Origin of the sequence: Burkholderia seminalis DSM 23518, from assembly GCF_902832885.1 — a bacterium.
Taxonomy (GTDB): Bacteria; Pseudomonadota; Gammaproteobacteria; order Burkholderiales; family Burkholderiaceae; genus Burkholderia; species Burkholderia seminalis.
Genome location: NZ_CADFDK010000023.1, coordinates 39,919 through 53,257, shown reverse-complemented (window position 1 = coordinate 53,257; position 13,339 = coordinate 39,919). Strand labels below are relative to the sequence as shown.

At 59.9% G+C, this 13,339-nt stretch carries 13 protein-coding genes and 1 pseudogene; 7 read left to right on the top strand and 7 right to left on the bottom strand.

Going from position 1 to position 13,339, the window contains the following annotated elements; genetic code table 11:
• Positions 1 to 107: 107 nt before the first annotated feature.
• The 3 genes from tnpA to tnpC are packed head-to-tail and all read left to right on the top strand — an operon-like array spanning position 108 to position 2,461.
• On the top strand, positions 108 to 494 hold the full coding sequence (gene tnpA / locus HWX00_RS35105; protein ID WP_226194389.1) for an IS66-like element accessory protein TnpA: 387 nt from the start codon (positions 108 to 110) through the stop codon (positions 492 to 494).
• A complete protein-coding gene (gene tnpB, locus HWX00_RS35100; protein WP_038785480.1) occupies positions 491 to 838 on the top strand; it encodes an IS66 family insertion sequence element accessory protein TnpB in 348 nt (115 codons plus the stop codon). Before tnpA ends, tnpB begins: the two co-directional genes overlap by 4 nt.
• Before the next feature lie 51 nt (positions 839 to 889).
• Positions 890 to 2,461 (top strand): IS66 family transposase, encoded by a 1,572-nt coding sequence (tnpC, locus tag HWX00_RS35095; RefSeq protein WP_175029420.1) that lies wholly within the window; start codon positions 890 to 892, stop codon positions 2,459 to 2,461.
• On the opposite strand, the gene HWX00_RS35090 is transcribed toward tnpC, so the two are convergent.
• The 6 genes and pseudogenes from HWX00_RS35090 to HWX00_RS37095 all read right to left on the bottom strand — a co-directional run bounded on the left by HWX00_RS35090 (position 2,374) and on the right by HWX00_RS37095 (position 6,581).
• Positions 2,374 to 3,048 carry an ATP-binding protein gene (locus HWX00_RS35090; protein ID WP_244131213.1) on the bottom strand — a complete coding sequence of 225 codons (675 nt, stop codon included), beginning with the start codon at positions 3,046 to 3,048 and terminating at the stop codon, positions 2,374 to 2,376. The genes tnpC and HWX00_RS35090 overlap by 88 nt on opposite strands.
• Before the next feature lie 201 nt (positions 3,049 to 3,249).
• Positions 3,250 to 3,516, bottom strand: a complete 267-nt coding sequence (locus HWX00_RS35085; protein ID WP_208456753.1) for an AAA family ATPase — start codon at positions 3,514 to 3,516, stop codon at positions 3,250 to 3,252.
• Between the two features lie 22 nt (positions 3,517 to 3,538).
• A pseudogene (locus tag HWX00_RS35080) lies at positions 3,539 to 4,102 on the bottom strand (metallophosphoesterase family protein); the annotation flags it as partial.
• 176 nt (positions 4,103 to 4,278) lie between these two features.
• Positions 4,279 to 5,070, bottom strand: a complete 792-nt coding sequence (locus HWX00_RS37100; RefSeq protein WP_226194335.1) for an ATP-binding protein — start codon at positions 5,068 to 5,070, stop codon at positions 4,279 to 4,281.
• Positions 5,067 to 5,708: a hypothetical protein gene (locus HWX00_RS35065; protein WP_226194336.1), complete on the bottom strand. Its 642-nt coding sequence runs from the start codon at positions 5,706 to 5,708 to the stop codon at positions 5,067 to 5,069. Before HWX00_RS35065 ends, HWX00_RS37100 begins: the two co-directional genes overlap by 4 nt.
• 468 nt (positions 5,709 to 6,176) lie before the next feature.
• Positions 6,177 to 6,581, bottom strand: a complete 405-nt coding sequence (locus HWX00_RS37095) for a hypothetical protein (RefSeq protein ID WP_226194337.1) — start codon at positions 6,579 to 6,581, stop codon at positions 6,177 to 6,179.
• 140 nt (positions 6,582 to 6,721) lie between these two features.
• Between HWX00_RS37095 and HWX00_RS35060 the strand changes: the two genes are divergently transcribed.
• The 4 genes from HWX00_RS35060 to HWX00_RS35050 all read left to right on the top strand — a co-directional run bounded on the left by HWX00_RS35060 (position 6,722) and on the right by HWX00_RS35050 (position 11,181).
• Positions 6,722 to 8,047: a site-specific integrase gene (locus HWX00_RS35060; RefSeq protein ID WP_226194338.1), complete on the top strand. Its 1,326-nt coding sequence runs from the start codon at positions 6,722 to 6,724 to the stop codon at positions 8,045 to 8,047.
• A complete protein-coding gene (locus HWX00_RS37340) occupies positions 7,935 to 8,309 on the top strand; it encodes a tyrosine-type recombinase/integrase (protein WP_226230474.1) in 375 nt (124 codons plus the stop codon). Before HWX00_RS35060 ends, HWX00_RS37340 begins: the two co-directional genes overlap by 113 nt.
• 1,184 nt (positions 8,310 to 9,493) lie before the next feature.
• A complete protein-coding gene (locus tag HWX00_RS35055) occupies positions 9,494 to 10,153 on the top strand; it encodes an AAA family ATPase (protein ID WP_027791981.1) in 660 nt (219 codons plus the stop codon).
• The gene (locus HWX00_RS35050) at positions 10,150 to 11,181 is read left to right on the top strand and encodes a ParB/RepB/Spo0J family partition protein (protein WP_175028734.1); all 1,032 of its coding nucleotides are present in this window, start codon (positions 10,150 to 10,152) and stop codon (positions 11,179 to 11,181) included. Before HWX00_RS35055 ends, HWX00_RS35050 begins: the two co-directional genes overlap by 4 nt.
• Before the next feature lie 116 nt (positions 11,182 to 11,297).
• Here HWX00_RS35050 and HWX00_RS35045 read toward each other — a convergent pair whose 3' ends face one another.
• On the bottom strand, positions 11,298 to 12,179 hold the full coding sequence (locus tag HWX00_RS35045) for a replication initiation protein (RefSeq protein WP_175028733.1): 882 nt from the start codon (positions 12,177 to 12,179) through the stop codon (positions 11,298 to 11,300).
• Positions 12,180 to 13,339: the final 1,160 nt, after the last annotated feature.

The window sequence follows — 13,339 nt, the reverse complement described above, 5'->3', positions numbered from 1 at the left end:
GTAAGCACGAGACCAGTACCGTCTGTGAACGCTCGGTGACGAGTGCCATGATGTCCTGTGAAGGACACGAATGACCAGTCGTGTCCACGATAGGAGTTGTGGACAGAGTGACTCAGACAGTCGAGATCCCGCCGAAACGGCAAACTCGCCGACATCCCACGGAATGGAAGCGGACCATCGTCGCGCTGACATTCGAGCCCGGCGCGTCGGTCGCCCGTGTTGCTCGCGAGAACGGCATCAATGCCAATCAGGTGTGGGCATGGCGTCGCCTCCATGCGCAAGGCCTGCTAACGGACGATGCGATTCCAGACGCAATGCTTCCGGTTGTCGTCAACGAACCGTCTCAGCCGTCGATGGCGCTCGAGGTGCCGACTGCGACCGACAACATACCGTCCGGCTCGATCCAGATCCAGCATGGCAAGACGTCGATTCGCATCGAAGGCGCGCCAGACCCGGACGTGCTGCGTTCTGTTCTCGATCGCATTTTACGATGATCGGTCTGCCTCAAAACACGCGGATCTGGATCGCGGCGGGTGTCACAGATATGCGATGCGGCTTCAATTCGTTGGCCGCGAAGGTACAGACGGTGCTGGAGAAAGATCCGTTCTCTGGACACGTGTTCGTGTTCCGGGGCAAGCGCGGTGACCTGCTGAAGTGCTTGTATTGGAGCGACGGCGGGCTATGTTTATTGGCGAAGCGGCTCGAGAAGGGGCGTTTTGCGTGGCCGCGTGCTGACGCCGGCGTGGTCGCGCTAACAACCGCCCAACTGTCGCTCTTGCTCGAGGGTTTCGATTGGCGGCAGCCGGTCGAAGCCGCGCGCCCACGCAGCGCGCTGTAAACCATTGTTAACTGGTGCTCGCGTGATCATGGGCGGTCGTAAACTGTCCTCATGGAACCGACCTCGACCGCGCTGCCCGACGACATCGACGCTTTGAAAGCGTTGCTGCGTGAGCGCGACGCCCAGGTCGCCGAGCTGCGGCAGCAACTCTCGTCGCGCTCACTTGAGATCGAGCACCTAAAGCTCACGATCGCGAAACTGCGCCGCATGCAGTTCGGCCGTAAATCGGAGAAGCTGGATCGTCAGATCGAGCAGCTCGAATTGCGGCTGGAGGATCTGCAGGCCGACGAAGGCGCCGCCGATGTAGCAGCCGCTCCCGAGGCAAAGCGACCGCGCCGCGAAGGTCCGAGCCGCAAGCCGCTACCCGAACATCTTGAACGCGAAGAGCGCGTCCATCTGCCCGCCGATGATGACTGCCCCGATTGCGGTGGACAGCTCAAGCCGTTGGGCGAAGACGTCGCGGAGCAACTCGAATACGTGCGTGCGCACTTCCGTGTGATCCGTCATCGCCGCCCGAAGCTGGCCTGCGCGCGCTGCGATCGCATCGTGCAGGCTGCGGCGCCGAGCCGCCCGATCGATCGGGGCATCCCGGGTCCGGCGCTGCTCGCCCACATCGCCGTGTCGAAGTTCGCGTACCACCTTCCGCTGCACCGCCAGGCGGTGATGTACGCGCGTGACGGCGTCGAGATCGATCCCGGCGCGATGGGCTACTGGATGGGCAGCATCACGGCGCTGCTCGCACCGTTGGTCGACGCCGTGCGCCGCTACACGCTGGCCTGCGGTAAGGTGCATGCGGACGACACTCCGCTGCCGGTGCTGGCGCCGGGCAACGGTCGAACGAAGACAGGACGTCTCTGGGTCTACGTGCGCGATGATCGGCCGAGCGGCTCCGACGAACCGCCGGCGGCCTGGTTCGCCTACACGTCAGATCGCCGCGGTGAGCATCCGCAGCGACATCTCGCTGACTTCACTGGTGTGCTGCAGGCCGATGCGTTCGCGGGCTATGCCGAGCTATATCTCGACGGGCGCGTCCAGGAAGCCGCATGTATGGCTCACGCGCGCCGGAAGATCCACGACCTGCATGCGGTGCGCCCCAACGCCGTGACGGAGGAGGCGCTGCGCCGGATCGGCGCGCTCTACAAGATCGAAGAGCAGATCCGCGGCAAGCCGCCCGACGAATGGCGCAGTGTGCGCCAAGCGCGGGCGGTGCCGCTGCTCGACGACATGAAGCGTTGGTTCGAAGCGACGCTCGCCAAGCTCTCTGCAAAATCTGACACGACCAAGGCGATTCGGTACGCGCTGAATCGCTGGCCAGCGCTCGTCTACTACTGCAGCGATGGGTGTGCGGAGATCGACAACCTGATTGCCGAGCGAGCATTGCGAGCCGTCGCTCTCGGACGGCGGAACTATCTGTTCGCCGGCGCCGACTCCGGTGGCGAACGTGCCGCCGCGATGTATAGCCTGATTGGCACGGCGCGCTTAAACGGCCTCGATCCCGAGGCGTATCTCGCCTACGTGCTCGAGCGCATCGCCGACTATCCGGCTAACCGCGTCGACGAGCTGCTTCCGTGGAACGTGGCGCCGTCGCTGCCGCCTACTGCTCGCGTCGAGCCCATCAGATAGCGTCGCAGAGCTTCGCAGTCAACAACCTGCACTACGGTACTGCTCGGACGCTTACCCAAGGTCGGTAGCTTGTCGCAAAGATTGCCAAGCGTGTCAGGCAGCAGGCGTGCGACGTAGCTCTGGTCACTCGGGTTGGTCAGCCGCATCGCGAGGAAGTTGCTGCACTGGGAGAAGATCGTCTCGGAGATCTCCGACGGGCGCTGACTCGACAGGAGCAGCGTCACACCGTACTTGCGACCCTCCTTGGCTATGCGTTCGATCGAGAACTTGGACGCACGAAAGCGCGACAGGTCGCTGTTGGGTACGTATTTGTGGGCCTCCTCGTACACGAGCAGGAGCGGCATGTCGGTGTTGATCTTCTCCTTTGCCGCAGTCCGCATCACCTTGTAGTGGTACCCGTACTCGAACAAAATTCGCGAGATCAGTGACACGGTGATGCTGAGGACCTCAAAGGGGACGCCGCTCAAGTCGACGATCGTGACGTTTGACTGTTCGTCTCCGTAGCCGATCAGGCTCTTCAGGGTCCCCACCAGCGTGGCCGTGTCGGCGGACGGACCGAAGAGAAACTGCAGGCGGTCCTGCTCCACCTTGGCCTCGAAGCGCGCGAAGAACTTGTCCAGCGACTTGTCTGCGTAGCTGCCCGGTGTGATGCTCTGGCCTTTGGTCGGATGGAAATCGAGTCGCTTGGCAAAGTACAGATCGAGCCGCTCGTTCGCGGAGAGCTGCAGGCCGTGGCTGTTGTCGGTCTTGCCATCGATGCTCAGCTGGCATCGCTTCTTGCCCAGGAACTACTTGCTGAGCCGCGCGGGCTTGCCGCCGAGCTCGAACTCGATCTCCACCGAGGGTGTCGCGGAGCTATCACTCCACGGGCGCAAACCACTGACCGAGTTGGACTTGTACCGCTCGAAGAAAGCCGCTCGAATGGCTTCGGCCACGGTGGACTTGCCCGCCTCGTTCGGGGCGACAAACAGGTTCAGTCCGTCGGCGAAGTTGCCCAGCTCCAGGGGCGCCCGAAAGCGTTTGAAGTTCTCGATTCGCAATCGCTTGAGTTTCATGCACCAGCTCCCAGCCCGGAGCCAGCCCCGCGCCTTGTGCCCGGCCTGCAGCGATCGGATTTGCCGAGTCCACGTCCTCGGGAAGGATTCCTTGCACGCTACCGTGAGCCAGACCGATCCGCGGCAAATCGTTCGTTGAAACATACGCCGCGAACCACTCGGTTAGGTCGATATAGGTGTGGCGCTGGGTCAGGGGTGCCGGCAACAAGGTGAACTTGCCGGCCACCACAATGGGCTTCGGTTCCAGGCATACGATAACGTTGTCCGGGATCACTCCAAGGCGCCGCGCCCGGCTCCACACCGACTCGGCCAGCGCAGCGTCGTGGTTGCCCGGCATGAGGACCCAAGTCCCAGTGAAGCCTTGCATCGCGTTGAAGAGCCGACGGATCGTCTTGTCAGCCACCGTTTGGGCGTCAAACACGTCGCCTGCGACCAAGATGGCATCGACACCGCGATCGGTCGCGATACCAGCCAATCGCTCTACCACGGCAAAGCGGGCCTCGAACAGCGCAGCAGCGTCGTCAGGCTCAAACTGCGCGAACACTCGACCGATCTGCCAGTCGGCCGTATGCAAAATTGAAATCAAGTCGCCCCTCCCCGATCGCTATGTATTGCAGGAGTTTTCTCGCTGCGGGAACTAAACGCGCCGATCACGATTAGTTTAACGCTTTGAAACACCGCTCAAGCGCTTGGCTGCTTCACCGCATCTTGATGCTCAGTGAGCATTGGTCCGAGTCCGACATCAAAGAAATCCTATTCCGGTCAACAACCCAGGCGTACTGACGATGCGCCGAGCTGAAAGCCCGTGTCGTACGCACGCTGCAGAAAAAACCGCGTATAGGTCCAGTCGCTGCCATCCGGAAAGATTGAGCTGTCGTACGCGGCGAGAGACATTTTCAGGTCAGCAGCCTGCTGCATGCCCGCAAACCGCATCTCGTCAATCATGAAGCGGGCGACGATCTGCGAGGTGTCGACGTTCTGCCGGAATGCGCTCCTGCGGTTCAGAATGCCAGGCTGGCCGACGAGGAACGCAAACATGCGGATACCGCGGCGACCAAGCTCGTCCTGCACGTCACGCAGCCACTCGTAGTGCTCCATCTCAAGTCGTTGTGCCTCGTCGACGAAGATAACCAGCGTGTTACGCTCGATCCAGCGCGCGATTTGCGGGTATCGAAGCAGCAGCTGACCGAAAGCGCCGCTCGTGCCGTCGGTACCGGCTGTCGTCACGGGGGCCCGACGTTCATACGGACGGGTATGCAGCCAGGGCAGCAGCGCCCGGCAACCATGAATACGGCCATCTTCGTGAGGTGCGATGCATCGTTCGAAGAGCCGGTATAGATCGTTGATCCGCACTCCCGTTTCTCGGCCGATCGACTGCAGTGGCGTGCTTCCGTCGACAAACAGCGTCATCGCGCGCACCCGCCGCGCGAAGAGCTTCCGTGCCTGCTCATCTAGGGCGCTGTCGTCGGCACTAGGCCACTGGCTGAGGTCAACCAGCTCAGCAGGAATGGAGCGGCGATCGAAGCGTAGCGTCCCGAAGGCAATCGATCTCATGGCGTCACCAGGCGGCTATTGGGTCCGAGAGGCTGTGAGGCAATAGTTGGGCAGTCCAGCATGCCTTTCAGGACCAATGAAAACGCGACGGCACGCACGAGTTCAGGATGAAGGGCGTCAAACCGTTGTCCCAATTCGGCCAGCATCAAGCCGCCATCGCACGCGGTCGAGATGGCACGGGAAAATTCGTCTCCGACTGCTGTGGTGTTCGCCGCGAGGTAATGCAACATCGTGAGCCTGTTCTGGCACAGCGGCTCGGGATCGTCGAGTTGATTCGGGACGATGGTGTGCATCGTCATCGCGTTCGCCCTACACCACGCGTCGAGCGCCGGGTACACACGAAGCCCCTTTGCAGCGACCATCGCTTCGGATGATCGCAAAACCAGATGCAGCTGCTCGCCGTAGTCCGTGCAAACCCAGAAGTCCGCAGCCCGACTCCCTCTTGCCTCCGGGACGAGCAGCGGTCGCTCGCAATAGATAACCACTTGTGGGTCGGATTCCAGCCGCAGCCAGAGCTGAAGCGCGCTTCGGCCAAACAACGTCAGCCTCCTGCCGACCTTGGGACCGAACACGTCGAACCGATGCGCGCCGTACGGACGCACGTCGGTAGCCGCCTTTCGGAAACGTGGTGAACGCATCGCGCGCTCCATACAAGCTATGCACACGTTTTACTACACGAAAGGTGGGAGTGACGGATAGGGAAACCGCTAGGGCAGGAAGGCGCGTTGGCGAATCGAGCAAATACTACGAAACACGTACCAAACGATACGAATTAAATCCAGACTGGTATCCAATAAGAAGAGCGGCCTTTTCAGTGGGCTTTCCGGCGCCAAAAAACGCACCTCACTCAAGATGTTCGTGAAACATCAACACATGAAACGCGAAATGCCTTTTCGAAACAATCCGTTAGGCGAGGCACGCCTCATTGTACGATGTTCCACGAGATTGCGATATCCATGCCGTCGACCGCCCGAGATTTCCAACATTGCCTTCTCCACATCGATATTTTCGACGCTTCCTTCCGAAATCGGAGAAGCGAATCTTGTTCATCTGAGCCCGACCGACCACGTTCCGCGTGGATCAGCTCCGTCGAGCCGGTACAAGCTTTACTTCATCGGACGTCCGACGAAGTCAAAGGCGAGCGGACGCCGCTGCGCCGCAGGACACGTATCAAACAATACAGTTTCCGTATTCTCTCGAAGCCACCGATGACGACCGCCGACGATCCAGATGTGCTCGATGTCGACTTCCGCGAGCTGCCAGCGGCGCGGCGCCGCGCGACGACGCCGGCTGCGCGCCGAAAGTCGCGCTCGCGCGCCGCACGCCGCGACGCGGCCGCGCAGCGCCGGATCGGGCTGCAGCACCTCGCCTTCTTCCGTGGCTATCTGGAAGGACTGGATCTCGCCGAGCTGGCCGGCCAGTACCTCGAATTCGGCCGCGACGCGCGCAAGGCGGACGCCACCCGCACCTGGCTGGTCACCGCCTTCGTCCCCGCGGCCCGCAAGCGGCACGACTTCGCGACCGCCCGGCTCCTTGCGATTCGTCCGGCCGCCCTCGCCGCGACGCCAGCGGCCGACGCGCCGGCGCGAACACCGACGCCGGCGCGACCCTACGTCGGCAGCAGCGCAACGCCCGCCTGCGCGCGCGACAAATGGCCGCGCTCGAGGCGCTCGCGCGCCTGGTGGTCGAGGATCCACGCCCTGAGCACCACGTGCTCGGCTGGTTCGATACCGCCGTCGCGCTGCGTCTCGCCGACGTCGGCCTCACCACGATCGGCAAGCTGGTCGAGTCGATCAACGCGCTCGGCTACCGCTGGTACCGACGCGTGCCGCGCCTGGGCGAAGTCGGCGCGCGCCGCATCACCGCGTGGCTCGCGCACTACGGGGACGTCACCGGCCTGCAGCTCGCCGCCGGCGTGCAAATCCACCCGTCCGAGCGCACGCTGGCGGGCCCGCCGCTGGCCGCGGCCGGTCCCGTCACCGCGATCGTGCCGCTCGAACGGTTCTTGCTGCCGCCCGAGCTGGACGGCTCGCATGGCACACACCGCAATCTCGTCAGGAACAACAGCCGCGCCAACAACGACCGCGAGGCGATTGATTTCTGGCTCGCCGACTACGAGAACCCGCATACGCGCCAACGCTACCGCACCGAAGCCGAGCGGCTGCTGCTCTGGTCGATCTTCGTGAAGCGCAAGGCGCTGTCGAGCCTCGATACCGATGATGCGCGCGACTACATCAACGGCTTCCTGATCGATCCGCAGCCGGCCAGCCAATGGGTCATGACGGGCACCGCGCATCGCGGCGATCTGGGCTGGCGGCCGTTCCGTGGGCCTCTGTCGGTCAAAAGCCGGCAGGATGCGCTGTCCGCGCTGAAGAAATTCTTCGGGGAGCTGGTCGACGCGCAGTATCTGGATCACAACGCGTTCGCGAAGGTGCGCGTGTTCACTGGATCGACACACGACGCCGCCGGAAACGAGCGGCGCGTCGCCGCGAAATCGCGTCTGCAGATCGAGCGCGGCTTCACCTCCGACGCCTGGCGCTTCGCGATGCGCGTCCTCGACGCGATGCCGGACACGGCCGCGGCGACACGCATGCGCTTCGTGCTGAGCTTTGCGTACAGCACCGGGCTGCGACGTGCCGAGTTGTGTGGCGCCTTCACGGACGACGTGCAAGAACGCTACGCCGGCCCCGAGCTGGGGACCATCCGGTTGCTGCGCGTGGTCGGCAAGCGCGCGAAGGAACGCTTCGTGCCGCTGGTGCCGGCGGTGCTGGACTTGATGGGCGACTATCTGGAGTCGCGTGGCCTGCCGCGCGATCCCCTCGCCTGCCCGGCCGCCACGCCGTTGATCCCGGCGCTGCTGTCGAATGCCGAGATCGGCCGGATCCGGCGCGCGGCGAAGGCCAGCAAAACGGATCCGGCGCCTGAGCTTGCCGCGCGCGCGGCAAGCCGGGCCGATCCATCCGATTCAACTTTATAAGGCGGTTAGGCAGTTTTTCGCGATGGCGACTGCCGCGGCACTACGTGAGGACTCGCCACACGCACGCGCTTTCAGCGCAGCCAGTCCGCACTGGCTGCGACACACGTTCGTGTCGCATGCGCTGGCCAATGGCATGAGTCTCGGGAGCGCGCGAAATTTTGCAGGTCACGATTCGCTCGACACCACATCGATCTACGCAACTGCGGAGCTTGGCCGCCAATACCGAGAGGCGGAGACCTTCCTTAGATTAGCTACCTCTTAGCGCGGCTCGGGTCGTCAAAATCGATTGATGGCGAATCGCCCTAGAATCAAAAGTATCTGCGACGCCAACATTGCTGTTATGACCGCCGATATGAACGTGTCCGACGCAACATCATCAACGGTGACGATGACGATCCACCTTCGACTTCTCTTACATTAAGTCGGAGTTAATTCCGTGGGTGTTATCGAACTACCAGATCATCTACGACTTCCGTCCTTACAGGCCGACGATCCCGCAGATAATCCTAGACATTGCGACGGAGCGTACGCTGCGGCCATCTACGGGCGCGTAGCGAAAAGTCAGTATATAAGAAAAAATCGAATCTTTTGAGTCCACATTCCGAATACGCCGAAATGTCAGTCGGCGGCCCATCCTCTCCGCGGGCGAAACGGTTCGTGATTGCTTTCGTCGTGGACGCTGGTCGCAGTTTCAACGTAGAAACTGGATCTGGCAGCGTTCGCTATCACGTTCAGCATGCGAGCTTTGTCGGTCGACCAATGTCTGTAACTGCTTGGCTCGTTCAGTTTCCATGTAGAAACTGAACGCCCCCAGGGGCATCAGATTAGAAGTTTCCGAGGGGTATCACTGACTGCATCGGCCGCAGTTTCAACGTAGAAACTATATCTGCGAGCATTCGGCGTCCCGCTCAGTACGCGCGAGTTGACGATTGATTCCGACGTCCGCAATTGGTGGGACAACTCAGTCTCAATATAGAAACTGAACGCCTTCTGAGCATCCCAAAAGAATTCCCTGATGCGCCAGTCCGAGGGTCTCGATCGCAAAACGTTGCCTTCGAGCTCGTATTACGCGACGGCAGTTTCTACGTAGAAACTGCCCACGGCGCTAGGACGTAAGCCTAAAAACTGCGCACGATTCGAAGAGGTCGCACAATAGAATGTCAATTGCTCCGTTTGCGTCCGATTCGCGACCCGTCCGCCCCACCGTTAAGCCGCCGAAGGTGCTGCTGGCAAAACCCAAGTTTCTACGTAGAAACTACTCCTGGAAGCACGCCACTCTACAAGTTCCGGTTGATCTGTCGCATCGGAGCGTAGAATTTCTCATAATCGCGTCATTTTTCTTGATTTTTTTCGGATGACATCCTAATATTTCTGGCAGCCCGCTTGGCGAGCAGTTTCTACGTAGAAACTGCTTCTGTCCGAGCACCGAGCGCATAAGGAGAACGCATGGCCGCAAAAATTATTGCCGTCTTCAACCAGAAAGGAGGGTCGGGGAAAACAACGACCTCGACCAATATCGCGGGTGCCTTCGGCCTGCGAGGCTATCGAACCATGCTAGTCGACTTGGACGAGCAGGGCACCGCAACACTCTCAGTCGGCGCGGCCCCAGATGATCGACCGTACCCGGCAGCTATTTCGAACCTGGCGCTAAGTCCTCGGCCGGATCGGGAGATTGCAAAGTACGTGAATGACTATGATTTTATTGTCATCGACTGTCCGCCCGCCATTAAATCGGCTGCGCCCTCCGTTGCCCTTCTTATTTCTGACCTGGGCCTAATTCCCATCGCAGCGTCGGGCGGCAACCTCTGGGCGGTTCAAGAGGCAAAAAAATTAGGTATGGAGGCACAGATCCGCAACCCGGATCTCAAGCTTCGTTCGTTCGCAAACATGAACCAGAACGTCACGATCGTGAAGCAGATCTTTGAAGCTGCGGCTGGAGACGATGAGCTTCCCATGCTGAAAACGAAGCTCGGCTTCCGCACCGCCTACAAGGAAGCAGAGGTATCTGGTGCTACTGTCCTTCAACTCCGCTCGGCCAAGGCCGCCCACAAAGAGTTGAATGATCTTGTCGACGAAATTCTTGAAGTTCTGGAGGTGCGAGCATGAGCAAGAAAGACTTCTCTGCGGCGCTTAATGCAGGTGTAAAGCGCGACCAGACAATGCGCGTGACGGCGGCACCTTCAAGGTTCGACCGCGTTGATGAAGCATTGAGCGGCCGAAGCAGCCTATTGGATCAGCCCAATGAGAATGTCGCTGCCCCGACGAGATCGGCTGCAGAAGCGTATTTGGCAGGCCTGGAGCAAGCAGGGAAGGTGCAGGCGCGGTATATAACAATGCCAATAAGCCATATCGACGATAACCCGCTCAACAGTCGCACTATCTACAAAGAAGAGCTCATCGCCGCGCGCGCAGCCTCAATGGCCCGAGATGGCCAACTCGTCCCCGTGCTTGCCGGACGCCACCCCGACTTTCCCGACCGCGCAATCTTGATCGACGGCCAGTTCCGAAAGCTTGGTGCGCTCCGGAATCGCTTCGAGACGTTGGATGTGAAGCTTCTCGAAGGCCTGGACCCGATAGATTTCTACCGCCTTGCCCGAGCCGCAAACAACGAGCGCGAGCAGGAAACAATTTTGGACGTCGCACTCGGGTACAAGAAACTTCTCGATCAGGGTCATGCAAAATCGAATGACGAGCTGGCGGTCTTGGTGGAGGAAGGCAAATCCAAGGTCAGCAAAATTCTCGCGCTGCTGGATCTGCCGCAGTCAGTCCTGGACGTGATCGGTTCGCATCCCAAACAATTCGGCTTATCAACTAGCTACGAGCTCACCCTGTTCCTCAAGGCATCGGACGAGAAGCGCACCTTGGCATTTGCCGAGCGCATTCGTGACGAGGAATTGCCGTTTCAGAAGGTGAAGGCTATACGCGAAAGTCTCGAAAATGGCCGAGCCCCACGGAAGTCCCTTTCGCGACAGTACAAGGTGTCAACTGTTGAAGGGGCTGAGATCGGTGCGATCAAGGAATGGGGCGACGGGAAGGTCCGTCTGGACCTCGCTCTAGGTTCGGCCGAAAAAGCCGAGGCATACGTTGCGGCCTTCAAAAAGCTCCTTGCGGAAGACGGCCACCAACTGAAGTAGCGATGTGCCACACCCACGTATGTCCGCCGGGTAGGCAACACAGCTAGAGTGGCATTCACCCCGTGCCGTACTACAAGCGATGTAGCGCGACGGAACTACTGCGAGGCCGTCGCGCTTCAGCTTCCGGCAGTTGCCGCTGCACTTGATTCTTCAAAGGGCAAGTCGCCGTCCAGTGCGAGGCGGCTTTGCGGATTCTGGATAAACTTGAAATCGAGCGAATTCACAGCGCGGCCGAGTTTCACCGGTGTCCAGGAAATTACAAGATCCGCCTTTGCGTTCAGCTCGTTCACAGCGGTTTCAATCACCCGACGCTTGATGTCGGCAAAGCGGTACGTAGCAGGGATTTCAAGCACGTGGCGGAAATCCTCCAACGTGATCAGGAGCCTGCCCCGATCCCGCTCTCGCATCAACAGTTCGAGGAGCCGCCACGAATAAAGTGACTGTAGCCCTCGGGCAAACTCGAGTTGATACGAGACGAAACGCCGCTGCAACATGAAGATGTGGGGCGTTAAATCCGGAGAGAAGGAAACTTCTGCCCATCCTTCTCGTTCATGATAAACCGCCTTCCACACCCAATTCAGTACCACCTTCCTCGGGCCATCCATGTACGTCAATTGACGCTTTTGAAGACTCGCACAGCCTTCTTTCAGTCCCTCATACGCGGCAGTGGCCTGCTTCTCGCCGGACCGCGGAGCAAGTGCTGCCAGCGCGGCGAACTCGTCGGCTCGAACACGAACACTTACATAGCCGTTACCCTTACCATGCAAGTACGGTGACTTCTTGCTATCTATGCATCGGAGCGCTGCCATCATGACCCGCTTCTCGTTTAGGGTCAGGCCTTGCTGGGCATTGACCAGAGCTCGGCTCATGGCAACAGTCCCCCGTACGCGGCCATCACCGTCCAGAGCAGGTTCGTCCAACGGCTCGATCTGGAGAGGTTCGAGTTCTACGATCTCGACCTGAGCCGGCTCGGACTGGTTTTTTGCCTTTTTGTTCACAAAGGTGACCTTCAGCGGAGGGTGTCACAATTATAAGGTGACATGCTCAGGGCGCAAGTCACCGTTGTGGATAACGGTCGAAATTTGTCACCGCCGGCCCGCTTTGTGTCTACTTAGGGTCGGATTGCGTCACCTCCGGGTCGGCAAACGTCACAGTTTCTCGACTGTGACGTCCGGCAAAGCCTTACCTGGCAAGCCTGTGCGGGACGGGGCACAGCGTTTACAAAAGGTTTTACAAACGGTTCTACAAACTGTCTTACAAAAAGCACTGTTTGAAAGTTGCTCCTATACAACAACAACCCCCTGACACCTGCCTCCAACGCACACCGGGTCACTTAAAAGTGACATTTTCCGACCTCCACGCGGCTCTAGGACCTCCGATCAGCGTCCTATTGGCCGGAAAGACTGGGTTGCAAGCGGAAAAGGTGACGCTTTCCGACCTGACCGGCCCAAAGGTACTAAGTACTCACTCACCTTTGACCGCCTAGACCCCCAGAACAATGAGGAAGCGGACTGCCGGGTCGGAAAACGTCACCTTTTCCACAAACTATGAGGGCCAGTCCCACGGCTGGGGCGGGTCATCGGCGGAAAAACCATCGCGACGGGTCGGAAAAAGTCATAGAAATGGCAGGCCCTTGGGTCGGAAAACGTCACTGTCGGTGCGAAATCCCGGCGTATGAAAGAGAAGAAGATCTTCCACCTCAGGTCGGAATTTGTCACTTATCGAGATGCTTGCCAGGTCGGAATCTGTCACCGTCAGCTCTACGTCTAGGTCGGATAGTGTCACCTTTGGAACCGCACACTGGGTCGGAAAACGTCACTTCTGAGGCGTCGAGTTAGAAGGTCGGAATATGTCACTTTCCGGCCAAAGTCAGCAGGTCGGAATTCGTCACTTTTGGCAACTGTCGCTGCAGGTCGGAAAATGTCACCTCTCGGCATCTCGGCACGCCTCGGGTCGGAAACCGTCACCATTGCGCTCCGCCGACTTATTATGTTCCACGGTCTGCCGAAAGCACTGGGTCGGAAAATGTCACTCATCGCCTGGCAATTCCCTCGAGGTCGGAATCCGTCACCCGTTCGACAATACCGTTAGCGTCTCCGCGGAATGACCGACGGAAATAGAGCGTTCAGCAGATCTTGCAGTACGGCAAGATGGGGAA